Genomic DNA, 25818 nt, shown 5'->3' on the forward strand with positions numbered 1-25818 from the left:
TACTTTATTGTTATCTTTTATTCCGCCGCTATAGATTATTTGTTTAATTTTACCAGCACTTGCTCGGCGGCATTTTGTTCCGCTTTGCGACGGCTGGTACCAACACCGATAAAGGTTTCATCGAATGTTTCAATTTTACAAGTGACTTTAAAGGTTTGATTATGTGCTTCACCTTTAATATCAATCACTTCATAGGTTGGTAACTGTAATTTACGACCTTGTAAAAACTCTTGTAAGCGTGTTTTCGGATCTTTTTGCGCATCACCCGGTTTCATTTCGGCTAATAAGTCTTGATACCATACGGATACGCGCTCAATCGCATTATCCATACCGGAATCCAGATAAATCGCAGCAATAATCGCTTCCACACAGTCAGAAAGAATCGACTCACGGCGGTAACCACCGCTTTTCAATTCGCCTGCACCTAATTTCATATATTCGCCTAAATCAAATTGACGAGCCAAAATCGCTAGCGTTTGTTCACGCACTAGTGTTGCTCGCATACGGCTTAATTCGCCTTCATTTGCCTTAGGGAATTTCTCAAATAGCGCTTTACCGATAGCAAAATTCAAAATCGAATCGCCAAGAAATTCTAGGCGTTCATTATTTTTGGCACCGGCACTACGGTGGGTTAATGCTTGTAAAAGGTAATCTAGGCTAATAAATTTATAGCCTAATTTTTTTTGTAATCGTTCGATATGCATAAAAAATTAAAGGGTGGGCTTACACCCACCTTTCTCTGGTTATTGGATTGAACTGAACATTCGACCAAAACGAATACCGCTTGGGAATTCATTTGGCTTCTTATCAAGGCTTAACCAAATATAAGTTGCCTTACCTACTACATTTTTTTCCGGTACAAAGCCCCAAAAACGGCTGTCTTCACTGTTGTCTCGGTTATCACCCATCACGAAGTAATGACCTTCCGGCACAATCCATTCTCCGGCTGGCATTCCTTCTTGTGTGAAGAAATACGGCTCATAATTAAACGGCTGTGGATTATTTAAGATTTGGTGAGTCACCTCGCCTTTCTCGGTACGTTCCACTTGCATTTCACCATGATAGAAAAACTCTGGGTTTGGTACGCCTACGCTATAGTCAAATACAACTTGTTGACCATCTGCGTGGGTCACCGTTAATTGCTGAGTACGTACATCATATTTAACACGATCACCGCCCACACCAACGACACGCTTGATATAGTCGATATGCGGCTGTTTCGGTGCTTTAAACACAATCACATCACCACGTTGCGGTTCACCGGTTTCGATTAACGTATTCTGCCAAATCGGATCTTTAATTCCATAACTAAATTTGTTTACGACTAAAAAATCGCCTACACGTAGGGTCGGTTCCATTGAACCACTTGGAATTTGAAACGGTTCAAAAATAAACGAACGTAATAGCGTCACTAAAAAAAGCACGCCAAATAACGAGGCAAAAAACTCACCGGTTGCCGAACGTGGTTGAATTTCTGCTTTCTCTTCTTCCGTTAACGGACGATTTAAATGCTTTTCTTCACGTGCAATTGCCAATTTACGGCGAGGATCCGCACTAAATTTATAAAACGCCCAAAATCCGCCACAAATCACAACTAATGAAACCAATAAAATGGAAATTGTGTTTGGTAACTGCATTGAATCCAATGTTTTCCAAACACCGTATAAAATTGCGATAAAAATAATCGGCATAATTTGTGCCATGCTGTTCTCCCTTATTTATCTACTGCCATCTACTGAAAAACCACGGAATATAGCGGATAAAACTTGCAAAGTTTTTGCAAAAATCGACCGCTTGTATCCCGTGATTTCTAAGTATTCAGCGGTAAATGATTAGTCTTTACCTACATGAAGAATCGCTAAGAATGCTTCTTGCGGCACTTCTACGTTACCGAGAGATTTCATACGTTTTTTACCCTCTTTTTGTTTTTGTAGAAGTTTCTTCTTACGGCTCACGTCACCACCGTAACATTTCGCCAATACGTTTTTACGTAATTGTTTTACGGTTGAACGAGCAATAATGTGGTTACCGATTGCCGCTTGAATTGCAATATCAAATTGTTGACGTGGAATTAACTCTTTCATTTTTTCCACTAACTCACGACCACGGTATTGCGCATTATCTTTATGTACGATCAATGCTAACGCATCTACACGTTCACCGTTGATCATAATATCAACACGTACCATATCCGCTGCTTGGAAACGTTTGAAACCGTAATCCAATGACGCATAACCACGAGAAGTCGATTTTAAGCGGTCGAAGAAGTCTAACACTACTTCACCCATCGGGATTTCGTAGGTTAACGCAATTTGGTTGCCGTGGTACACCATATTGGTTTGTACGCCACGTTTTTCCACACAAAGGGTAATCACGTTACCTAAATACTCTTGCGGCACAAGCATATTACATTCCGCAATCGGCTCACGAATTTCCGCAATATTGCTAATTGGCGGTAATTTTGCCGGGCTGTCCACATAAATAGTTTCGCCGTTGGTTTGCACCACTTCGTAAACTACCGTCGGTGCGGTGGTAATTAAGTCGAGATCATATTCACGCTCTAAACGCTCTTGAATGATCTCCATATGTAATAAGCCTAAGAAGCCGCAACGGAAACCGAAACCTAATGCGGTTGAGTTTTCCGGCTCATAGAAAAGTGATGCGTCATTCAGACTTAATTTACCTAGTGCATCACGGAATGCTTCATAATCGTCCGAGCTAATCGGAAATAAACCTGCATATACCTGCGGTTTTACTTTTTTAAAGCCAGGTAACACTTCGGTTGCCGAATTGTGGTGATGGGTTAAGGTATCGCCTACCGGTGCGCCTAAAATATCTTTAATCGCACACACTACCCAGCCCACTTCGCCGGTTTTCAATTCTGTGGTATCAACTTGTTTCGGCGTGAAAATACCTAAGCGGTCAACGTTATATGATTGACCGGTACTCATTACTTTAATTTTGTCGCCTTTTTTGATCGAACCGTTTTTCACACGTACTAAAGAGACAACGCCTAAGTAGTTATCGAACCATGAGTCGATAATTAGAGCTTGCAACGGTGCTTCAGGATCGCCTTCCGGTGCCGGAATTTTTTTCACGATGTCTTCTAATACATCTTCGATACCTAAACCGGTTTTCGCCGAACAACGCACCGCATCCATCGCATCAATCCCTACGATGTCTTCGATCTCTTCCGCAACACGCTCAGGATCTGCCGCCGGTAAGTCGATTTTATTTAAAATCGGCACAACTTCTAAATCCATTTCAATCGCGGTATAGCAGTTTGCCAATGTTTGCGCTTCTACCCCTTGACCGGCATCCACCACTAATAATGCGCCTTCACACGCAGCTAACGAACGAGAAACTTCATAAGAGAAGTCCACGTGTCCCGGTGTATCGATAAAGTTTAATTGATAAGTTTCGCCGTCTTGCGCTTTATAATTGAGCGTTACGCTTTGTGCTTTGATTGTGATACCACGTTCACGCTCTAAATCCATCGAGTCTAAAACTTGCGCTTCCATTTCACGATCCGATAAACCGCCGCAAGTTTGGATTAAACGGTCGGATAAAGTTGATTTACCGTGGTCAATGTGAGCAATAATTGAAAAGTTACGAATGTTTTTCATATTCATCGGGCAATAAATGTCCTGTGTTGTAATAAATTTATTTAAAAGGGAAATTAACCGACCAATTCTACTTTAAATCCGTTGCTTTGGAAAGGAAAAGCACAAAAAAGCAAGCGGTCGTTTTTTCGAGAAATTTTGCAAAAAAATCCGGAAAAAAGACCGCTTGTTCAAGCAACCGTTTACTGTAATGATTTGACTGCTTTTGGAACATCCGACGCTAAACTAATCGCCGTAATCACTGCTACGCCGTCCGCCCCATTTTGTTTGAGCGTTGCCACATGCTCCGCTTTCACTCCGCCGATAGACACGATCGGCTTGCGAATTCCCGCATCACGTGCTTTCTTAACAAAATCCAAACCAATCGGCGGATTATGTTTTTCTTTTGAATTAGTCGGGAAGACAGGGCCTAATCCGCAATAATCCACTTCTATCATTTGTTCGGAACGCCAAAGATCTTCCAAAGTATTATTCGATAAGCCGATAATCAACGGTTTATTCGTCATCTGTCGAATCATGATTGGAGACATATCTTTTTGTCCGACATGCACACCGTCCGCACCAATCTCGATCGCTAACGCAACGTTATCATCCACAATAAACGGAACCTTGTATCGGCGACATAAATCACGGCATTGAATCGCTAATGCTTTTTGGGCTTGTGGCTGAGCTTCTAATGAATTATTACCTTTATCACGAAACTGAAAACAAGTAATTCCCGCTTGCAACGCTTGTTCTAAAATCAACAAGAGATTTTGTGATCGATCTTCGGTCAGATTCGGGCAATCTTGTGTACCGGCAATAAAATAAAGTTTAAGCATTTGTCGAATATCGTACATTCTCATTCCTCTATGGGTAAATCTTGATAAGCCCAATGGTTAGTCGGTCCGTGCCCTTGCCCGATATTCAATGGGTGAGAAATTGCCGCACTGATATAGGCTTTTGCAATTTTTATCGCGTTTTCGACCGCTTGTCCTTTAGCTAATTCTGCCGTAATACACGCAGAAAAAGTACAGCCGGTGCCGTGCGTATGACGAGTTGGGAAACGTGGACATTCCAACGTAAAATGTTCCGTTGGGGTAAAGACCCAATCACGGCAATGCGTACTTTGCGAATCCGCCAAATGCCCACCCTTAATCACTACCGTGCTCACGCCTAAATCTTGTAATTTTTTTGCCGCCTGATAAGCAGTCGCATCATCGATAATTTTTACACCGGTTAATGCTTCCGCTTCAGGCAGATTCGGCGTAATCACATCCGCTAACGGTAACAAATGCGTTTTTAGTGCGCTAATCGCATCTTGTTGTAATAACGGCGCACCGCCTTTGGCGATCATGACCGGATCAAGTACCAATTTACCAAAATTATACCGACGTAAAGCATTTGCCACGCACTCAATCACTTCCGCTGTGCCTAACATTCCGATTTTAAAGGCTGAGATTTGAAAATCTTCTGCGATTGCTTTAAGTTGCGATTCAATCATACTTAGCGGCACGCTATGAATATCGAATACGCCCAACGTATTTTGAGCGGTAATTGCGGTAAGTACCGAAGTACCGAAAACGCCTCGCATTTGGAACGTTTTCAGATCAGCCTGAATCCCTGCGCCACCGCCGCTATCCGACCCGGCGATAGTTAAAGCCTGTGCAATATTTTCCATACTTTTCTCCATAACTACGGTTGTAATTCAACCGCATAGTTTTTCAATGCAGGAAGGGTTTTAATCAAACCGTTATTTTGCATAAACTCGCTGAATACTTGGTATTTTTTATGATCTAATTTGCGGGGGGTATCCGCTAATTTCGGTAACGTATCACGCCACGCAAGACGATTTAATTCCGTATCCAATTCCTTGGGCTTATAGCTGACAAAGCTCTGCCACGCTTCATTCGGCGATTGTTTTAAATAATGTGTTGCTTGTTCTAAAGCGGTCAAAAATGCAGAAAATTTTGCATCTTTCACTTTATCTTTATGAGCGACAAGAATTAATTCTTCATAAATCGGTACGCCGAAATCTTCCACAAAGAATGCTTTACCTTCCTGTTTTTCTAATTGCATCTGATTTAATTCAAAATTGCGAAAACCGCCGATAATCGCATCAACCTGCCCGCTAATCAGGCTAGGAGAAAGTGACCAATTGACATTAACCAGTTCCACATCTTTAGCCGCTACCCCCGAATTAGCTAACATAGTATTAAGCAACGCATCTTCAAACCCGCTTACCGAATAACCGATTTTCTTACCTTTCAAATCAGCAATACTTTTTACTGAGCCGTTTTTCAAAACGATTAGGCTATTCAACGGTGTGGGAACTAGTGTGCCGAAACGGACTAACGGTAAACCTTGATCAACTTGTAGTTGTAATTGCGGCTGATAATCCACTGCAATATCCGCTTGCCCTGCGGCAACCAGTTTGGGCGGCATAGACGGATCCGCTGGCTCGACCAATTCAACCTCTAACCCGTTCTGCTTAAAATAGCCTTTCTGTTGCGCCACAATAATTGCGGCATGATCGGGATTAACGAACCAATCTAATAAGACCGTCATTTTCTCACCTGCGTGTGCTTGTAACGCCAAGCTACAAGCGGTCAAAAAAGCCAATTTTTTTACATATTTCATCATTTTCTCCTTTAAAAAAGATTACATAGCTTGATCAAGTCCCATTTGCCAAAATGAAATTTCCATACGTGTTGCAGTGGTAAAGATCTCTTGTAATTTTGCAAGATGTTCTGCCGGTAAGTTTTCACATAGCTGATTAAGATAATCCGCCAGTTTTGCCACTGCCGCTTGGTATTCGGGAGCCGCATAGGTATCAATCCATGCCTGATACGGCGTATTTTTTGCCGCAATATCGGCTAACTTTTTACCGATTTCCGCATAACCGATTGCACAAGGTGCGATTGCCGTAAACAGTTCGGCTAATCCGCCTCGCATACCGCAATCGAGTACATACCGTGTATAAGCGACACAAGCTGAACTTTCCGGCGTTTTACGCACCTCTTGTTCCTCAATGCCCCATTCACGGCAAAACTGCAAATGCAATTCCACCTCGTTCAAAATAGCTTGCGTCGCTTCTAGCGCATAACGCATTTGCTCAAAATTTTCCGCTTTATAAATACCCAATGACAATGCCCGACAATATTGATAAAGATACAGATAATCTTGTTTCAAATAATGCTGAAAGCAACTTTTCGGCAAGCTACCGTCCGCCATTTTTTGTACAAAAAGATGTTCGGTATATGCTGCCCAGTAAGGTTCTGCATTTTGGATAAATTGTTGAATAGCGGTCATTTTTTCTCCTTTTTTAACCATACAATTTAAGATAATGCTCTGCCTAAATAAGGTTCCCAATCTTTCCAAACCGGTTGTAGTCCTCGCTTAACCAATTCTGCGGCAATAATGTGTGGAGGTCGTTCATCGTCCGGCGAAAATTGTTCGAGATGTTTATCATCTTCTGCATAACCACCGGGCTGTGTTTTAGATCCTGCGCTGATCGTGTTAATCGCAATCGGAATTACATTATTGCGGAAATTGGCACTTTCTCGGGTCGAAAGTGAGAGTTCTACTTCCGGGAAGCAAATGCGGAAGGCACAAATAATTTGTAATAGTTGCTTATCACTCATTTGCGAAGCAGGTTGTAATCCACCGACACAAGGGCGCAAGCGAGGAAATGAGATCGAATAACGGCTTTGCCAATATTTATTTTGCAGGTAATTCAAATGTTCGCCGACAAAGTAAATATCGGTACGCCAGTCATTTGAAAGCCCGATTAATGCGCCTAAACCGATTTTATCAATGCCTACTTGACCTAAACGGTCTTGGCTGTCCAAGCGATAAATAAAATCTTGTTTCTGACCACGTAAATGGTGTTTAGCATATTCGGCAGCATTATAGGTTTCTTGATAAACTAATACGCCGTCCAAGCCTAGCGTTTTTAACTCGGCATATTCCTCAGATTGAAGAGGCTGTACTTCCATTAATAATGCGGAAAAATGCGGACGAATCAGTTTTAATTTTTCTCTAAAATAAGGCATCCCGACTTTGGTTTCGTGTTCGCCGGTGACCAGCAATAAATGCTCGTATCCCATCGACTTAATCGCCTTGATTTCATTGAGAATTTCTTTCTCATCCAAAATTTTACGTTTAATGCGATTACTCATCGAAAAACCGCAATAAGTACAATCATTGGTACAAACATTAGAGAGATAAAGCGGTAAATAAAAGCCGATGGTATTGCCAAAACGCTGACGAGTAAGCTGCTGAGCCAGTTGTGCCATCGGTTCTAAATAGGCTTCCGCCGCCGGCGAAATTAACGCCATAAAATCATTTAAATCTCGGTTTGATGTTTGCAAGGCATTCTCTACATCCATTGAAGTTTTTGCTCTTAACGATAAAGCGAAATGCGCCCAATCAAGGGTTTGCCAATAATCGCTAAACTGTGAAAACTGATTCGTTTTCATTGCAACTCCCTAACCCAAAAAACCGGTTAATGGGCTGGTTGCCTGTGCGGTTTGGCTCACTTTGCCTAACCCGGCTAAATAGCCTAAACGCCCTGCTTCAACCGCTAATTTAAAGGCTTGTGCAACTTGAATCGGATCACGAGCTACCGCCATTGCCGTATTCACTAATACCGCATCGGCGCCCATTTCCATCGCTTGTGCGGCATGGCTCGGAGCGCCGATACCGGCATCCACCACCACAGGTACTCGGCTTTGTTCAATAATAATGCGTAAGAAATCTTGCGTTTTTAGCCCTTGATTAGTTCCAATCGGCGCACCTAACGGCATTACTGCCGCACACCCGACTTCTTCCAAGCGTTTACATAACACCGGATCCGCACCGCAATAAGGCAATACGATAAAGCCTTCTTTAACTAACATTTCCGCACCTTTGAGTGTTTCAATCGGATCCGGCAGCAAATAACGAACATCCGGGTGAATTTCAAGTTTTATCCAGTTAGTTTGTAATGCTTCGCGTGCCAATTTTGCCGCGAAAACCGCTTCTTCCGCTGTTTTCGCTCCCGAGGTATTCGGTAACAGCTTGACGCCACTCTGAATTAACGGCGTTAAAATATCGTCTTGTTCCTGTGCTAAATCCACCCGTTTCATCGCCATTGTTGCAAGCTGGGAACCTGATGCGACAATACTTTGTTGCATCACTTTAGGGTTTGAAAATTTGCCCGTACCGGTAAAAAGACGGGAGTGAAATTCGGTATCACCAATTTTAAGAAGATCTGTCATATTTTTTTCCTTATCTATAAGCCTTCCAAGTGAAGGATTTTTTCTAAAATTTTTACTTATTCCTGACTTATACTAAATGTTATCAACCACCGGCTATCGCTTTAAAGACGGTGAGTTTCGCCCCTTCTTGCAACGGATAATTTTGCCATTCGCTTTTCGGTACAATCTGTTGATTTAATGCGACCGCCACACCCTGTAAATTAGTCTGTGAAAGTGCTAACGCCGTTTGGATAGACGTATTTTCCGCTACGTCAAGCGGTTGATTATTAATGAAAATTTGCATATTTCCTCACTCTGATTCAAAACTTAATTATGGTCTGCCGCATACTCGGCAATGTTTATCTTTTACCATTTCAAGCTGCTGCCACATCAAAGTTCGTCCGTCAAAAACACCTAACTTTCCGTCACAAGAAACCGCTAACCCCAGTAAAAACTTCAGCGTTTCTAACGCTTGTAAACTGCCGATAATGCCGACAATCGGTGCTAAAACACCGGCGGTTCGACAATTTAGATTACCGATCTCAGTATCGGAAAATAAACAAGCGTAGCAGCCGTGTTGATAAGGGGGAAAAACACCTAATAATTGCCCGTCCATACCGACCGCCGAACCGGAAATCAGCGGAATTTTATTTTCAACACACACTTTATTAATCGCATGGCGAGTAGTCATATTGTCCGAACAATCCAACACCACATCGACTTTATTCACCCAATACGCCAGATTTTCTGCGGTTAATTGTTTATTAATGGCGATAATTTCAACGGACGGATTAATCGCTTGTAAATTTAGCCGAGCCTGTTCGCTTTTAGGTTTGTTTAAATCTTTCATGCCAAATAGTGTTTGGCGTTGTAAATTGGTTAAGTCCACTCTATCAAAGTCGGCAAGGTAAAGTTTTCCAACGCCGGCAGACGCTAAATATTGTGCAACCGGCGAACCGAGTCCGCCACAGCCCACCACTAATACTCTGCTTTTGGCTAACTTTTGCTGTCCTTCGATACCGCATTCCTCTAGTAAAATCTGGCGGCTATAACGCAGGAAATATTGATCAGATAAACTCATAACAATTCCTTGGTAAAAAATCTCAAAAAATCAACCGCTTGTACGCTATCGCATATATTGAACCCACGGCAGCCAACGGCGTAGCAGTCTATCGGTCACAAAATACAAACAAAGCGTCATCAGTACTAAAATCGTTAAAGCGGCAAATAATAAATCGGTTTGCATTCGAGCATTGGCGTGTAACATCAAATAGCCAAGTCCTTGCGAAGATCCTACCCATTCCCCGACCACAGCCCCGATAGGCGCAACCGAAACTGCAATACGTAATCCGGAAGCTAACGCCGGTAATGCTGCCGGCAGACGTACCCGAAGCAACATGGCAAGCGGTTTAATTTCTAAGGTTTTTGCTAATTCTAAATAGGCTTTGGGCGTATTGCGCAGTCCGTCATAACAGGCTGCCGTAACCGGGAAGTAAATGATCAGGATGGTCATCGCAATCTTGGAAGCCATACCGTATCCCAGCCAAAGCACTAATAAAGGTGCAATCGCAAAGACCGGAATGGCTTGGGATATCACTAATAACGGCAATAAAAAACCGTTTAACCACTTGGAAAGCGAAAGTAATAAGGCGGACATTACTCCAAGCAGGAAACCCAGACTTAGGCCAGTAATAATTTCAATAAAAGTAATTTGGCTATGCTGCCAAAGTAGCGGAAATTGGCTGACGATTTGTTCAAAAACCGTGAGAGGCGCCGGCAACATATAATGCGGTAACGCAAACCCCATCACAGTTAATTGCCATAAGAGAATCAACAATAAGCTCAAACCACTTATTTTGAGTAAACGTTTAAACATCCTTGCCCCCTTTAGTATCGTTAGAGAGCATATCCAACAGGCGTTGTTCTAATTGCCATTGTTCGGTGTTTACGCTAAAACGAGGGGTCTTACTTAACGGCTCAATTACATCCGATAGTTGAACCGGCTGATGTTTAAGAATATAGATTTGATCAGCAAGACGAATAGCTTCTTGCGGATCATGAGTGATTAACAGCACTGTCTTATCGGCTAGAAGCTGTGCCGCCAGTTGCTGTAGCTGTAAACGCGTAACGGCATCTAAGGCGGAAAACGGTTCGTCCATAAGGATGAGATCCGCATCTTGTATTAATGTACGAGCCAAAGCCACTCGCTGGCGTTGTCCGCCGGAAAGTTGATAACAAGGTTTATTTTTATGCTCCAACATGTTTACAGCAGTTAATAATTGTTCTGCCTTTGCTAGCGTTTCAATATTTTTATTACCTTGTAAATGTGCGGCTAACTGCACGTTATCTAATACGGATAACCAGGGGAATAAGGAATCTTGCTGGGCAAGCCAAGCAATTTTCGTCTCGGGAGCAAATGCGATCGAGCCGGATATTTCCGTCTCTAGTCCTGCAATTAAGCGAAGTAAGGTTGATTTACCGATTCCTGATGCACCTAATAATGCACACCACTTACCTTTCGGCAGTACGAAATCGAAGTTATTAAAAATAACCTGATCTTTAAATGCAAAATGCAACTGGCAAATTTCGATACAATTCATTGAATACCTCAGAAAATAGGTATGACTTAAAACCGCTAATTAACGGCTAAAATGAATTGAATGAGATGACTTTAATGAAAAAAAGAATGGAATAATTGAAATGAAAATAAGCATATTAGTTTCCTACGTCAGTACTAACTGTATCAGGTTCACGGGTCTAATCTCAGCCTCATTGGAGGCACCCCGACTAAAAAATTGTTAATAGTGTAAAGAAATTACCGATAAAAACCAATCGGTTACTTTTGAATATGTGAACAAGATCACATTACAAAAAAACAAGCGGTTAAAAAATGTAACTTTTTTGTAAAAAAATCACAAAATTTAACCGCTTGCCTCAAGATTAGAGGTTTAGAACTGATAACCTACATGAGTATGGAATGATGTACCTGAGAAGTTATCACGACGACCTAAATCACGTTGTACCGCAAGTTGGAAATGCCACGGACTTGCTTTCGCTTTCCAATCAAGACCGGCTTGTACATTTACCCAGCTCTTATCCGCTTGTGCTAAACCGACTTTAAATTGGCTACCGTTAAAGCTAGTCAATAATTCTGCCGGTGAATCACGCCACTCTTTTACCCAGCGAGCATTCACATACGGTTGCCAATCTGCAAATTGATAACGGTATTCGGCACCTACACCGCTACGCACGCTACGAATTTGTTGCTCTGCAAAACTTAATCGCATTGCATTCGCTTTCGTCTCGCCAAAATCGATTACTTTGCCATGGCTATTGGTAAGATCTGCTAACAACGCCACTTGTTTATTATCAAATTGCCATTCATAACCACCAAATACGCCGGCACTGATTACTGCCCCACTCGTCTCACCTTTTTGTGAACGTTTAGCACTACCTAGCTGAATTTGACTACTGGTTTTATAGTCGTTATCGCTTAACTGTAATGCTGCACCGACCCACCATTTATCCGCATCATAACGCACTGCGGTATTAATCGCTTTACTCTTAATTTCGCCTTTAGTTGAGCCTTTTGAGCCTTCTAAATCACTTTGGCTAAATAATGCCGAGAATTGCCATTGTGGCGTAAATTGCGCTTTCAAACCTGCATAAATCGCATCACCTTCGTTATAACGTTGATATGCTGCGATACCTTGTACGGTTTTAGCTTCTTGTTTTAATAAACGATTAAGATTGCTTTGTTGGCGAGCGAAATCAAAAGTTTTCTCCGTTGAATGTAACGCTAATTGTGGCAATACGCTTACTTCGCTCGGCGCTTGTAATACATTTAAAATATAATCCGCCATCACTTTGTGCGCTACAGCACCCGGGTGGAAACCGTCTGCAAATAATTTACCGTCTGCATTCGCTTGATCCGCTACCGTACAACCTGGCTTCGTAGTCGATGCACATACTGTTGCGGTCGTGTTGGTTAAACCGAAGTCCGCCGGATTACTCAACATATCCGTAAATAATGCATCCGTATCAATGCGTACAATATTGCCACCCACTGAATTTAATGCTTGAGTGGTTGCGCTATTTAAGAAACTTGTCGCACTTGCCGCTTGTGTAGCAAACTGTTGATACTGTTGAAGAAGCGTATTGGTAAAAGTCTTCTGATCAATTACTGCACTTAATGCGTTACCTAATTTAGATTGGTAAAGCGCCCCTACCGTATTTGCCAATACCTGCATACGTGCATTTTCAAAATCCGTCAGGTTTTTTTGAGTACTGTTATTTAACGCAGCTAAATTTGCATCAAACGCATCCTGAAAAGCTTTCTTTGCCATTTCACCATAGCCTGTTTGAGCTGCGAAACTACTTGCTACAGATGCACCAAATTGTTGGAATAACGATGGTGTATAAGCTACATTTGGTACTGTCGGTGCCACAAGTAAACTCACACCGGCTTGTTTTAATGCCGCCCACTGCTGCGCACTATTTTGTGCTGCTACGGTACTTTCGGTTTGAACAGTCTGTAAAGCATCTTGGCTTGCTATCGCTTTCGTTAAAATTGCCGGCATATCATTGCCGCCTGCCCACATAACATGTAACGCATCATTTTTTACGCCATTTGCTAAGTAATTTTGAATTTGTTGTGCGACTGCAACATTAGGCTGCACATTGGTATATTGGCTATTAGTTGGAACAACTACCCCACCGCTATAAGCATAGTTAGATCCACCTTTTGATGAAGCGGTTAAAGTACTGCCCAATGTTTTTGCTACATGTTCATTATAAAGGGCATTTGGTGTGCCGTTCGGTTGATTATAGGTCGCTTTATTTAACCATCCTGTTTGTCCCACATCGCTTAAACTGTCTCCAAATACTACAACATCTTGCGCTATTGCCGCAGAGGTTAAGGCTGAAGCGAATAACGCTAAATATGTTTTTTTCATTTCCACTATTTTTCTCCTAAAAATACAAAGCGATAACATTTATTTACAAGAAATGTAAATAAATGTTATCGCCTTACAAAAGAAAAACAGATTGGACTTGTTAGCTAATTAGTCGTTTTTTGACTTCCAAATTAGCGGATCCACACCACGATGAATTAAATCTTGGTGCTCTTCAATCTTAAATACAGGTTCTTGCCCTGCTTTAATCTGACGAATATAGTCTTTCAATAAACGCCATACGATTGGTGCAAGAATTAAGATAGCAACTAAGTTAATCACTGCCATTGATGCCATAACCGTATCTGCGAATGCCCAAACGATACCACCGTCACGTACTGCACCGAAATAAACAAAGAATAATACGATGATTCTGAAACCCCAAACGAACCAAGGTTTGTTTTTGATATAACGAATATTAGTTTCCGCATAAGCGTAGTTACCGATAATTGAGGTATAGCAGAATAATAACAAGATGAATGCTAAGAAATGTAAGCCGAATTCACCTAAATGGTATTGCAATGCGGTTTGTGTTAATTCAACACCTTTTAATGTTTCATTACCGTAGTTATCCGACATCAAGATAATCACTGCCGTACAAGTACAAACCACCATCGTATCGACAAATACGCCTAGCATCTGAATTAAGCCTTGGCTTGCCGGGTGTTTGGCATCTGAGGTTGCAGCTGAATTCGGTGCAGAACCCATACCCGCTTCATTCGAGAATAAACCACGTTTGATCCCCATTAGCATGGTTTTTGACACTAATGTACCGAACATACCACCGGCTGCTGCCGAGAAATCAAATGCACTATCAATAATTAAAGTTAATACGGACGGAACACGTTCAATGTTCATTCCTAGAATGATTACGGCAATAATGAGATAGAATAATGCCATCATCGGCACAACTTTTGATGAGACTTGACCAATAAGTTTAACGCCACCGGAAATAATAATACCGGTTACGATAACTAGCACAACGCCGACATATTGTCCGTCCCATTCCCAAGCTTTACTTGTTGCAGCCACAATGGAGTTAGATTGTACGGCATTAAAAGCGAAGCCGAATGTGAAAATTAAAGTGACGGCAAACGCAATCGCCATCGGTTTAAACTTTAAGCCGCGAGTAATATAGTAAGCAGGGCCGCCACGAAACATACCGTTTGGATCTCGTGTTTTATATAATTGAGCAAGTGATGATTCCGCAAATGCCGAACTCATTCCCATTAATGCGGTTACCCACATCCAAAATACTGCGCCCGGGCCACCTAATGCAATTGCGGTTGCCACACCGCCGATGTTACCCACACCGACTCGGCTTGCTAAACCGGTTGCAAATGCCTGAAACGGTGTAAGTGAGTTCCCTTCTGCTGAACGTCCGCCCCACATTTCTTGAATGCTTCTCGGCAATAAACGTAATTGCACCAAACCGGTAGTAATGGTAAAAAACATTCCGACGCCTAAAAGTAGAAGAATGGTTACATCCCAAAGCGGTCCGTCAACAGTATTGACAATCCACGTCAGCAGGTTTTCAAAGCCTGAAACAATAAAATCCATTAAAAAAGCCTCATAAAAGTTAAAAATAGAAAAAGGGAAACGATTGCATTGTAATGATTTTTTAACGTTTGAAAAGATTTTTTAATCTAGTCAATTAACAAAAGTTATCGTCTTAATAATCCGGATCCGGTCGTAATCTCAATAAAACTGCTATGAAATAAGGTAATTCCTAGCAGAATCAAGCCAAGTCCCGCTGCAATCTTTAAAAGGAGTACCAGTTTTTTACTGGTCTGTTCAGAGATATACCACGAACTTAAACGAATCGCTTTATTACGAGCGACTAAGACTAGCCAAGCAAATAAACTTAAGGTTAAACCTGTTCCGACCGCCATCACCAATGCTGAAGCAATACCCCAAGCATATAAATCCAATGTATAGGCTAAAAATAAAACTAAAATCGCACCGGAACAGGGTCTGGCGCCAATACTGAGAATAATCATCAGTTGAGCTTTCCAATCTTTTGCTTTCTGCATTTGATCAGAAGATGGCAAATGTTGATGCCCGCAGCCACAATTCTCTGAATGAATATGCGGTTTAGCGTTAACAAGCGGTCGAATTTGACTGATTTTTTGCAAATTCGGGGCTGCCGAGATTTTGCGAATATTAGGCTTTTGCTGCACGGTCGTTTTTACTTTCCGTGAAACATTTTTTAATGCTTGATAGCACCAATAGATACCAAACAAAATCATCAAGGCAAAACTGCCCCGCTCCACCCATTTAAGTGTAAAATTAAAGTAGCTGCGAGAAAGTGTAAAGACCACCACAATGACCGTCACCAAACTCACTGCGACAATACCTTGCATTAGCGCAGATAATAAGCTGATCTTCATAGCTTGGTTTAGTTTAGTTTTTTCAAGCGAAAGATAACTGGTCAAAATAAATTTACCGTGTCCCGGGCCTAACGCGTGAAACACTCCATAGAGAAAACTAATAAGCATCAATGTCATACCGGCTTGTTGCGAATGCATACTTAATGCGGTAAGTGAACCGGAAAGCTGTTGGTTAAACGCTTTCTGCCATACCATTACCTGATAAAGCATCACCGGATAGCTTTGGTAAATGGCAAAAAATACGAGAAATATGGCCGCTAGCCAAATTGCAGATTTACCCATTATTCGCATACGACTGTTACCTTTTGTGCGAATTGTGCGCCTAGGGAATTATCTTCATTTTCAGACATTTCCGGTGATTGGTTTTTATCTAAACTGGAAGCATATAGACGAAGAGAATTACTGATTTTCGGCTGGGTTAATGTCGCTTTACACTGTGAGTTGCTAATAGACAATGCGTTAGCACTATTATATTCCATCCCCATATAATAGCTTGGTTCATAGGTGTAAAAGCGGATTGGGTTATTTTTGAGATCATGCGGTTTACTTAACGGAATCGTAATATAAAACACAACTCTATTGCCATGAATTTTAAAACGAGTATTAAGTGGTTTCGCACTAAATTTGATAGGTTGGTCTTTCGCATCATAAAGATAGCTGAAATAATGCGTTTCAATAGCGGTTTGCGTCATTTCATCGGTAATTGATTTTTCTGTTACTGCTTTATTCGTGCTGTTATTTACTTCATAAATCAATTCTGCTGAGGCAATCTCATCCAGCATCCACTCCATTTCAAACGCATTTAGCTTTGTCCCTTCTACCAAGATGTTATTTTTTAAATCGACAAAAGAATGCGGGTGTGCAAGTAATACCGGACTAAACAATACCACTGAAAATATACTGAATAATTTTACTAATTTCATTGAGTCTCCCTATTAGAAAAACAAAAAGCGAACAAGTCACCCTGTTCGCTCTTTTAGAATTAGGCTGAGTCGGTCGATAAGCCGAGTTCTGTCGTGGACAATCATTCCTCTAGGCTTGCATTCGCACGCAAGCTCAAGCAACCTACCCGAACTCTGGACGGGCCATCCATTGAGTTCCTATTTGGTCTTGCTACGAGTGGAGTTTACCGTGCCGTGGAATGTTACCACCCACGCGGTGCGCTCTTACCGCACCCTTTCACCCTTACCTGCGCTAATGCACATCGGCGGTCTGCTCTCTGTTGCACTGGTCGTCGGTTCACACCGCCCAGACGTTATCTGGCACTCTGCCCTGTGTAGCTCGGACTTTCCTCTCGTTTACTTGTCCCACTAGGTCGTTCTTGCGAACAATTAAGGGCTTCAATAAACCAGCGATTGTCTAACCAACTCAGAATAGCGAGTATAGCGGATTTACAAAGTTTTGCCAATATTTAACCGCTTGTTCGGCTAATTATTGGTAAATAAAAAAGGATTAAGTTCCGAAAAACTTAATCCTCTCTTTTTACTCACTTTTAACGTTTAAAAATTAAACGCGTTTGAAGTCCAAGTGAACTAATTTTGGTTTAGTTGGGTGACGTTGAATCGCTTGTACTTTAACTTGCTCTTCTTTACCTGCTACAACGATAGTTAATACTTCGCTATAGAACGCATCGTGGATTTGTGCGTTGTTTACGTTATCGTGGTTTAAAACGATTGATACAGGCTCTGCGTTACCACCGTAGATGATTGCAGGAACTTGACCATTGTGACGCAGGCGGCGGCTCGCACCCTTACCTTGCGCAGAACGAACTTCAGCTTCAAATTTGAATGACATTGTTTGATTCTCTTAAAGTAAAAAGGAACATAACGTTCCGTGAATATAAAAAATAGCAGGCGACCCAGCTATTTCACAAAAGAATTTCGACTAAAAAAGTCGAGTGCGTATTCTACGCATTTTTCTAACAAAATGCAAAACAAAAAGAGGCGAATAGTATCGCCTCTTTTCATTATTTAAACAATTAAGCTACAAGTGCTTTTACTTGTTTTGCATACGCATCCCAATCGGTAATCGGGCGAGTTGCCACGCCTGAATCCATTGCCGCTTTCGCAACCGCTGATGAAACCGCCACAATTAAACGTGGGTCAAATGGAGTTGGAATTACATAATCCGGGCCGAATGATAATTCACCATAGGTTGATAATACTTCGAACGGAACCGGCTCTTTCGCTAAATCTGCAATTGCGTGTGCCGCTGCCATTTTCATTTCTTCATTAATAGTGGTTGCACCAACATCTAACGCACCACGGAATAAGAATGGGAAGCAAAGCACGTTATTTACTTGGTTCGGATAATCTGAACGACCGGTACATACGATCGCATCCGCACGTACAGCTTTTGCTTCGTGTGGTGTTGTCTCCGGCACTGGATTTGCTAATGCAAGAATTAACGGATCTTTTGCCATGGTTTTGATCATATCTTGGCTTAATGCCCCCGCTTTAGAACAGCCTAAGAATACGTCCGCACCCGCTACTGCATCCGCAAGCGTACGCCAACCGTTATCTTCAATCGCATAGAATTGTTTGGTTTCATCCATATTATCGCCACGACCTTGGTAAATCACCCCTTTAGAATCGCACATCGTAATATTTTCTTTTTTGAAACCTAATGAGCGTAATAGGTTGGTACAAGCAATTGCAGATGCGCCCGCACCGTTAACTACTAAACGAACTTCACTAATATCTTTCCCCACGATTTGTAAACCGTTTACAGCTGCTGCGCCTACGATAATAGCCGTACCGTGTTGGTCGTCATGGAATACAGGAATGCCCATACGCTCACGTAATTTTTTCTCAATATAGAAACATTCCGGCGCTTTGATATCTTCTAAGTTGATCCCACCGAAAGTTGGCTCTAACGCTGCGATAATATCGACTAATTTATCCGGATCATGTTCGTTAATTTCGATATCAAATACATCAACACCGGCAAATTTTTTGAATAATACACCCTTACCTTCCATTACCGGTTTAGACGCTAATGCACCGATATTACCTAAACCAAGTACGGCTGTACCGTTTGAAATTACTGCCACTAAGTTACCACGAGCGGTATAACGACGCGCTGCTGCCGGATCTTTTTCAATTTCTAAACAAGGTTCTGCTACACCAGGGGAATAAGCTAATGCTAAATCATGCTGTGTCGCAAGTGATTTGGTTGGTGTAACTGCAATTTTGCCCGGCACGGGGAATTCATGAAAATCTAACGCTTGTTGTCTTAAATCGCTCATATAGCCTATCCTTAATAATACGACAAATTGATGTGTGTTTTAACTGTTAATAATTGAAAGATGGCTGAATACAACACATCTCTAAATTATTAACAATGCCACAGTATTTTACTGCAAAAATTAGCAATTTTGTGTGATTTGGATCTAATTTTTAACAGTTTGTTAAACATAACAAAAAACGGTGGGATTTTGCAAAAAAATTGCCAAATCCCACCGCTATTTTACTCTAATTAGGTAGATTAATTCACTGTTGGTAACCAACCCGCCGAGAATAAGAATTCCCACCATGCGATACCTAATGTTGCATGAATAATCAAGCTACCGAACGCAATAATAAAGCCAGCTGTCCACCAAGATTTGATGTCGTTATAACCCGCACCAAACGTAATCGGACCAGGACCACCGCCATAGTGAGTCACAGAACCACCGTAAGAGTTCGAGAATAATAAGCCTAACGCTAATAATTCTACCGGCGCTCCCGCTACTTTACCAACTGTCGCAAACACAGGTACCATTGCAGCTACATAAGCACCGCCTGAAGCAAATAGATAACGTACAGATACACTTAAAATTAAGATAACGACTAACGCAATGTTACCGTGATCACCAAAATTCAGATTTGCACTTAATGTATTTGCCAACCACTCAAAGAACTTCGCTTTTTCTAAGATACCTGACATACCAATGATACCACCGTACCAAATTAAGGTATCCCAGCCCGCTTTGTTTTTACGTACATCATCCCAAGATACAATGCTTAATACCACGCAAAGTACCATGGTAATTAATGCCACTGTGGTTGAGTTCACATGTAAGAAATCCGCAAAGATCCAACCTAATAACGCCAATACGAATAAAACCGCTAATGATTTTTCACGGAAGCTCATTGGGCCTAGTTCTTCTAAGCCTTTCTTCGCAATTGCTTTATTATCTACTTTAGTTAATTCCGGTTTTGCAATCAAATAACATACAAACGGAATAATAAATAAACATAATAAACCCGGGACAGAAGCGGCTAAGAACCATTGAACCCAGTTTAAATTTAAGCCTAAGATTGGGGCCATTAACGAAAGTGCTAACGCATTCGGTGCCATCGCCGTTAAGAAAATATAGCTGGTTGTCTTAACCACCATATAGACATTTAACAATAAATAGCGACCGGCTAATTTAGGTGATTTTTCAGGATCTGAACCTAATGCAACCGCAACACTATTAATGATTGGGAATACAATACCACCGGCACGAGCAGTATTTGATGGAGTAGCTGGAGAAAGTAATAAATCAAGGAAAACGGTCACATAACCTAAACGAAGTGTCGTACTACCTAACCAACTAATCATATGGTAAGCAATACGTTTACCTAAACCGGTAATCACAAATGCAGAGCTTAGTGTAAATGCTGTAAAAATTAACCAAGTCGTACCCGATTGATAACCGGCTAAAGTGTGGCTTACTTTTACAAACTCACTTGCCCCTTCAGTATTACCGATAGTTGCTGCAGAAGCAGCTACAGCGGCAAGTAATAATACCGGCTCACCATAAGGTTTCATGACAAGACCGACAATCGTTGCAATATAAATACCTAATAAGCGCCACGCAATAAGCGGCAGACCTTCCGGTGCGGGTAATAAGAAAAATATAATCGGTATCGCAACTAATACCGCTAATTTCTGAGCCTTTGATAAAGCCATAAGTTCACCTCTGTGTAAAAATTAAAATATATAAAACACGAAACTCTCATACCTCTAAAGAGTGATGCTGCTATTTTTACCACAACTTAATACTAAAAACCTTGATATTTCTCTAAGTTTTGCAATTTTTTTATTGATTAAAATAATTAATCACAATCTATATTTTCTTGAAGTTTGAAAAAAAACCTATCTTTCCATGGAAAGTAAAAATACCATTAGTGCAAGTAAATCCGCGCTACCGCCACAACTAATATTTCGGCGGATACATTCGTTATCAAGTTTTTCTAAAGCGGAAATCATTTCTGATTTAGTAGCCGCATTTCGTAAAATTTCAGCCGCTTGCTGCTTCACAAAGGTTAAACCTTCTATGCCACCTCGGTGAACAACATTCGTATCATCATTATGCGCCATCAACCATAATAAGATTTGGTGTAAATCCGGCTGTTCTTTATCTTTGATTTGCGCCAAACAGCGTACCACCGTAATCAAACCACTTTCCGCCTCGCCCCTTGCACCAGTCAAGCCATATACTCGATACAGTTTTACCCCATGAGTAAGCGGTAAATTTTCAGGATAATTTTGCAATTCTGCGGTTAGCCCCTTTGAAAATTTCCTAACTAAATCAAACAGTTGTAAAAATCCCACTTTATCTGGAGCATGTCTAATATACAACCGTCCGATAGCACAACAAACCAGACCAAAAGCAAAAATCGCCCCCTTATGCGTATTTACTCCATTGGTTACCTGTAACATCGCATTTTCGGCAGCCATACCAAGCGGTCGAATTTCTGTCAAAATTTGCGATTCAGGCAATACACTTGTTTCAATCCCCTTCAAGATAAATTGCGCAAAAAACGGACGTAAAGCAAGCGCACTACGCTCAAAGGTTTGTACATTCATATCCTTATGTGCACCGTTATTTCGGCGATCAACCAAGCCGGGTTTTGGCGTGAGATACACTTCTTGTAATAGTGCTTGGTAAATGGCTTCTGCTATCTGTTGTGCAAAAAAATCGTCTGAAGCCCGTTGTTGCATCTGCGCTACAATTTGCTCGACAGAATGCTTACGTGATCTGGCACAAAATTTAGCGTTTTCCGTACAGCAGAGGCACGAACGCGCAGCAAAGCCTAAGTCTGTTCGGCTTAATAGCACTCCATTTGGAGAAATAACATCAATATCCCACAAACGGGCAAGCGGTGAGCTATCTTCTAATTCAATACAAGCTCTTTTCAACATTACCGCGTCAATCGGCAACACAAAGATCGCCTCATGCCCTGTAACGAGCGGACGAATAAACTCCACAGTCGGTGAAATATCTAATTTTTTAAATAAAGCACTCAGATTTTCCAAACTTCTTGCAAAAATATAATCGAGCAATTCGTTTTTCTTCACCCCACCTACGGCGGTTAAAGTGACGGACAATAACGTTTGCTGATATTTTTCAAGGCATTCTTGTTGTAAGAATGCACGTTCCTCACGTGCTGTTAATAGCTGTTCGAGAGAAATTTCTTCTCCTTCGAGAGAAAAGTTTTTGCAAAATTTTTGGAAAATCATACCGCTTGTTACTTATCAATAAATATAAATAGGAATAAAAAAGGCGTGCTCGGCACGCCCTACAATAACACTAGTATAGCAATTATTCTTTTACTGCATATACCGTATCGATCACTGAACCGTCACGGTAACGTACTACCGCTACCGGTTGATCAGTTACCTCAATTTCTTTCGGTTTACCTGTGATGCTGTATGCACGTTCACAAAGTTGCTCGATTGTGAATAATTCCACACCCGCTTCGGTTAATTTTTCAATTAAATCCGGGCGTTTCGGGTTCACTGCCACGCCGTGATCAGTCACTAAAATATCAATGTTTTCACCCGGCGTTACGCACGTTAATACGTTTTCTACCACACAAGGAATACGACCACGTACTAATGGCGCTACAATGATCGCTACTTGTGCTGATGAAGCTGTGTCACAATGACCACCTGACGCACCACGAATTACGCCGTCTGAACCGGTTAATACGTTGACGTTGAATTTAGTATCAATTTCAAGGGCTGAAAGTACCACGATATCTAAACGCTCAACCGATGCACCTTTTGAACTGAAATTCGCATATTGGTTTGCCGATACTTCGATATGATTCGGGTTGCGAGCCAATGACTCTGCCGCATCTTTATCGAATGATTGTACGTCGATTAATTTTTTGATTAATCCCGCTTCGTGCAATGCCACCATGGTTGAAGTGATACCACCTAAACCAAAACTTGCCGTAATATTTTCACGACGCATTTTATCTTCTAAGAAACGAGTTACTGCGAGTGATGCACCACCGGTACCGGTTTGGAATGAGAAGCCGTCTTTGAAATAACCTGAACCGAAAATCACTTCTGCACATTTACGAGCAATTAAAAGTTCACGTGGGTTTGTGGTCATACGAGTTGCACCACCACCGATTTTTTTCGGATCGCCCACTTCGTCCACTTGCACGATAAAGTCCACTTGGTCTTGCGTGATGCTTGCCGGATTTAATGGATACTCACCAAATTCTTCGGTTAAAAGCACCACTTTATCCGCATATTCCGCATCAATACGAGCGTAACCTAATGAACCACATTTGCTTTTACCGCTAAAGCCGTTTGCATTACCAAATTTATCGCACATCGGCACACCTAAGAATGCCACGTCAATTTTTAATTCACCCGATTTTACTAAGTGAACACGACCACCGTGCGAATGGATATTTACCGGCTCTTTTAAAATCCCTTTTGAGATTTCGTCCGCTAATTTGCCACGAATACCTGATGAGTAAATTTTAGTTACTACACCGTTTTTAATATGTTCAATCAGAGGGAAATGGCTGTCAATTAATGAACTTGACGCAAGTGTTAAGTTTTTAAAGCCCATTGCCGCGATTTTTTCCATTACCATATTAACTACGAAGTCGCCGGCACGGAATGCGTGATGGAATGAAATAGTCATACCGTCTTTTAGCCCTGAGCGGCGAATAGCATCTTCTAGGCTATCACACACTTTACGGTCTTTTGCGGTACGTACGAGGGATTCCGCTTTTGGTACTGCTTGATAAACTGGTCTACCTGCGTTGAACTTTTCAACACGCTGTTCTCTTGTTGTCATGTTATCCCCCTACTCTTCACGAATACCTGATTTAGCACGTTCAAGCACTAATTTTGCACGATCGATAATCGGTGCATCGATCATTTTACCGTTAAGTGAAACCACGCCTAAGCCGTTACGTTCCGCTTCTTGTGCCGCTTCAATAATGCGTTGCGCTTGATCCACATCTTTTTGCGTTGGTGCAAATAAGTTATGTAACAGCTCAATTTGGCGAGGATTCACAAGCGATTTACCGTCAAAACCAAGCTGTTTAATTAATGCCGCTTCCGCTAAGAAACCTTCTTCATTATTTGCATTTGAATAAACGGTATCAAACGCTTGAATACCTGCCGCACGAGCCGCTTGTAAAATTGAGCAACGTGCAAATAATAATTCAATACCTTCCGGTGAACGTTCGGTTTTGAGGTTGCGCACATAGTCTTCCGCACCTAACGCAATACCGATTAAACGGTTTGAAGCCGTTGCGATTTGGTTCGCTTGAGTAATACCAAGTGGTGATTCAATTGCGGCTAACATTAATGTTGAGCCAACTTCACGTCCACATGCTTTTTCAATTTCGGTGATCACATGATCCATATCAATCACATCTTGTGCAGTTTCAGTTTTTGGCATACGAACGACATCTACACCCGCACGTACTACTGCATTTAAGTCAGCTAAACCGAATTCAGAATCAAGCGGATTTACACGCACTACGGTTTCAATTTCTTGGTAAAGCGGATGTTGTAACGCATGAGCCACTAAAATGCGTGCAGAATCTTTTTCTTTTAACGCTACCGCATCTTCAAGGTCAAACATGATTGAATCAGGTTTATAGATAAAGGTATTACTGATCATTGCCGCATTTGAGCCCGGCACGAAGAGCATACTTCTGCGTAATTTATTTTTTTGGCTCATAGAACTTTCCCCCAATCGATTTGTTCGTCAGTTGCACGTAATAAGGCGGCTTTTAATCTTGCACGAAGTACACAGTCTAATGCACCTTTATCTTCTACCGTCACTTGTGCTGCGTTTACATCAAATTGAGCGAGTACCTCTTTGATGGTGGCTAAAATGTCATCACCAAATTGTTTTCCCACCGAGCTATTTAACTCAATGTTTAACGTATTCGCAGGCTCAATGCGGACTTGCGCATCACTAGATTCTAGTGTGCCTGCCACAGCGATTTTAGTTATCTGCATAATGGGTTCCTTATTTTTTGCTAATAAACGAATTACTAATGGACAAAAGATTACAAATAAATTGGGAAATACAACCGCTTGAACTCCCTTCTCCATTGGCAACTGGTTGTGATCGACAGTAAAAATAGAAATAAAGAAAATAAATTAAGGTAAGTAAAAGAGGAAGAAATTTGACCGCTTGTAAAAACAGATAGCAAGTAACATAACCAATAGACGAACTAACGGAGGCTTTTCGCCACTGTATTTTATTCTGTCTGATGATATGTTTTATAGCCATATGTTAATTATTTTAAGAAAAAAAATATTACCGCAATGAATGCATTCTAACGAATTCTCATAATTTTGCTAATTAGAAAGAGGTATTGTTGATATGGAT

At 41.4% G+C, this 25818-nt stretch carries 24 protein-coding genes, 1 other RNA gene and 1 riboswitch; all 25 genes read right to left on the reverse strand.

Annotated elements, in window-relative coordinates; genetic code table 11:
- Nucleotides 1-35 precede the first annotated feature (35 nt).
- Nucleotides 36-704 carry a ribonuclease III gene (rnc, locus tag EL121_RS00635; protein ID WP_014991605.1) on the reverse strand — a complete coding sequence of 223 codons (669 nt, stop codon included), beginning with the start codon at nt 702-704 and terminating at the stop codon, nt 36-38.
- Nucleotides 705-743: 39 nt separating this feature from the next.
- Nucleotides 744-1703, reverse strand: a complete 960-nt coding sequence (lepB, locus tag EL121_RS00640; protein WP_039197003.1) for a signal peptidase I — start codon at nt 1701-1703, stop codon at nt 744-746.
- Nucleotides 1704-1832: 129 nt separating this feature from the next.
- On the reverse strand, nt 1833-3626 hold the full coding sequence (lepA, locus tag EL121_RS00645) for a translation elongation factor 4 (RefSeq protein WP_039198999.1): 1794 nt from the start codon (nt 3624-3626) through the stop codon (nt 1833-1835).
- Nucleotides 3627-3805: 179 nt separating this feature from the next.
- Nucleotides 3806-4462 (reverse strand): thiamine phosphate synthase, encoded by a 657-nt coding sequence (gene thiE / locus EL121_RS00650; RefSeq protein ID WP_039197005.1) that lies wholly within the window; start codon nt 4460-4462, stop codon nt 3806-3808.
- Nucleotides 4463-4464: 2 nt separating this feature from the next.
- Complete coding sequence (gene thiD / locus EL121_RS00655; protein ID WP_039197006.1) at nt 4465-5283, reverse strand: bifunctional hydroxymethylpyrimidine kinase/phosphomethylpyrimidine kinase; 819 nt, start codon at nt 5281-5283, stop codon at nt 4465-4467.
- Nucleotides 5284-5297: 14 nt separating this feature from the next.
- The gene (locus EL121_RS00660) at nt 5298-6245 is read right to left on the reverse strand and encodes an ABC transporter substrate-binding protein (RefSeq protein ID WP_039197008.1); all 948 of its coding nucleotides are present in this window, start codon (nt 6243-6245) and stop codon (nt 5298-5300) included.
- An 18-nt stretch (nt 6246-6263) separates the two neighbouring features.
- A complete protein-coding gene (gene tenA, locus EL121_RS00665) occupies nt 6264-6935 on the reverse strand; it encodes a thiaminase II (protein WP_039197010.1) in 672 nt (223 codons plus the stop codon).
- Between the two features lie 5 nt (nt 6936-6940).
- A complete protein-coding gene (thiH, locus tag EL121_RS00670) occupies nt 6941-8083 on the reverse strand; it encodes a 2-iminoacetate synthase ThiH (RefSeq protein WP_039197011.1) in 1143 nt (380 codons plus the stop codon).
- Nucleotides 8084-8092: 9 nt separating this feature from the next.
- Nucleotides 8093-8863, reverse strand: coding sequence for a thiazole synthase (locus EL121_RS00675; protein ID WP_039197013.1), 771 nt, complete (start codon nt 8861-8863; stop codon nt 8093-8095).
- An 82-nt stretch (nt 8864-8945) separates the two neighbouring features.
- The gene (thiS, locus tag EL121_RS00680; RefSeq protein ID WP_039197015.1) at nt 8946-9146 is read right to left on the reverse strand and encodes a sulfur carrier protein ThiS; all 201 of its coding nucleotides are present in this window, start codon (nt 9144-9146) and stop codon (nt 8946-8948) included.
- A gap of 27 nt (nt 9147-9173) precedes the next feature.
- A complete protein-coding gene (locus EL121_RS00685; RefSeq protein WP_039197017.1) occupies nt 9174-9923 on the reverse strand; it encodes a HesA/MoeB/ThiF family protein in 750 nt (249 codons plus the stop codon).
- 45 nt (nt 9924-9968) lie between these two features.
- Nucleotides 9969-10718 carry an ABC transporter permease gene (locus EL121_RS00690; protein WP_039197018.1) on the reverse strand — a complete coding sequence of 250 codons (750 nt, stop codon included), beginning with the start codon at nt 10716-10718 and terminating at the stop codon, nt 9969-9971.
- Complete coding sequence (locus EL121_RS00695) at nt 10711-11442, reverse strand: ABC transporter ATP-binding protein (RefSeq protein WP_039197020.1); 732 nt, start codon at nt 11440-11442, stop codon at nt 10711-10713. Before EL121_RS00695 ends, EL121_RS00690 begins: the two co-directional genes overlap by 8 nt.
- 103 nt (nt 11443-11545) lie before the next feature.
- A riboswitch (TPP riboswitch) is annotated at nt 11546-11638 on the reverse strand.
- 152 nt (nt 11639-11790) lie between these two features.
- A complete protein-coding gene (locus EL121_RS00700; protein WP_039199001.1) occupies nt 11791-13797 on the reverse strand; it encodes an autotransporter domain-containing esterase in 2007 nt (668 codons plus the stop codon).
- A 108-nt stretch (nt 13798-13905) separates the two neighbouring features.
- The gene (locus EL121_RS00705; protein ID WP_039197022.1) at nt 13906-15354 is read right to left on the reverse strand and encodes an alanine/glycine:cation symporter family protein; all 1449 of its coding nucleotides are present in this window, start codon (nt 15352-15354) and stop codon (nt 13906-13908) included.
- Between the two features lie 104 nt (nt 15355-15458).
- Nucleotides 15459-16475 (reverse strand): nickel/cobalt transporter, encoded by a 1017-nt coding sequence (locus EL121_RS00710; RefSeq protein ID WP_039197024.1) that lies wholly within the window; start codon nt 16473-16475, stop codon nt 15459-15461.
- Complete coding sequence (locus tag EL121_RS00715; RefSeq protein WP_039197026.1) at nt 16466-17107, reverse strand: DUF1007 family protein; 642 nt, start codon at nt 17105-17107, stop codon at nt 16466-16468. Before EL121_RS00715 ends, EL121_RS00710 begins: the two co-directional genes overlap by 10 nt.
- Nucleotides 17108-17168: 61 nt before the next feature.
- An RNA gene (gene rnpB, locus EL121_RS00720) (RNase P RNA component class A) lies at nt 17169-17555 on the reverse strand.
- 135 nt (nt 17556-17690) lie between these two features.
- On the reverse strand, nt 17691-17978 hold the full coding sequence (gene rplY, locus EL121_RS00725; RefSeq protein ID WP_014991616.1) for a 50S ribosomal protein L25: 288 nt from the start codon (nt 17976-17978) through the stop codon (nt 17691-17693).
- Nucleotides 17979-18162: 184 nt separating this feature from the next.
- Complete coding sequence (locus EL121_RS00730; RefSeq protein ID WP_039197028.1) at nt 18163-19431, reverse strand: malic enzyme-like NAD(P)-binding protein; 1269 nt, start codon at nt 19429-19431, stop codon at nt 18163-18165.
- A 239-nt stretch (nt 19432-19670) separates the two neighbouring features.
- Complete coding sequence (locus EL121_RS00735) at nt 19671-21122, reverse strand: anion permease (RefSeq protein ID WP_039197029.1); 1452 nt, start codon at nt 21120-21122, stop codon at nt 19671-19673.
- A 186-nt stretch (nt 21123-21308) separates the two neighbouring features.
- On the reverse strand, nt 21309-22676 hold the full coding sequence (gene citG, locus EL121_RS00740) for a triphosphoribosyl-dephospho-CoA synthase CitG (RefSeq protein WP_039197030.1): 1368 nt from the start codon (nt 22674-22676) through the stop codon (nt 21309-21311).
- Nucleotides 22677-22758: 82 nt separating this feature from the next.
- On the reverse strand, nt 22759-24261 hold the full coding sequence (gene citF / locus EL121_RS00745) for a citrate lyase subunit alpha (RefSeq protein WP_039197031.1): 1503 nt from the start codon (nt 24259-24261) through the stop codon (nt 22759-22761).
- A gap of 9 nt (nt 24262-24270) precedes the next feature.
- On the reverse strand, nt 24271-25158 hold the full coding sequence (citE, locus tag EL121_RS00750) for a citrate (pro-3S)-lyase subunit beta (RefSeq protein WP_039197033.1): 888 nt from the start codon (nt 25156-25158) through the stop codon (nt 24271-24273).
- Entirely contained in the window at nt 25155-25442 is a 288-nt protein-coding gene (gene citD, locus EL121_RS00755; RefSeq protein WP_014991622.1) for a citrate lyase acyl carrier protein, read from the reverse strand. The genes citE and citD overlap by 4 nt, the downstream gene beginning before the upstream one ends.
- Nucleotides 25443-25818 lie beyond the last annotated feature (376 nt).

Source organism: Actinobacillus equuli (assembly GCF_900636745.1).
In the GTDB taxonomy this organism is placed as follows: domain Bacteria; phylum Pseudomonadota; class Gammaproteobacteria; order Enterobacterales; family Pasteurellaceae; genus Actinobacillus; species Actinobacillus equuli.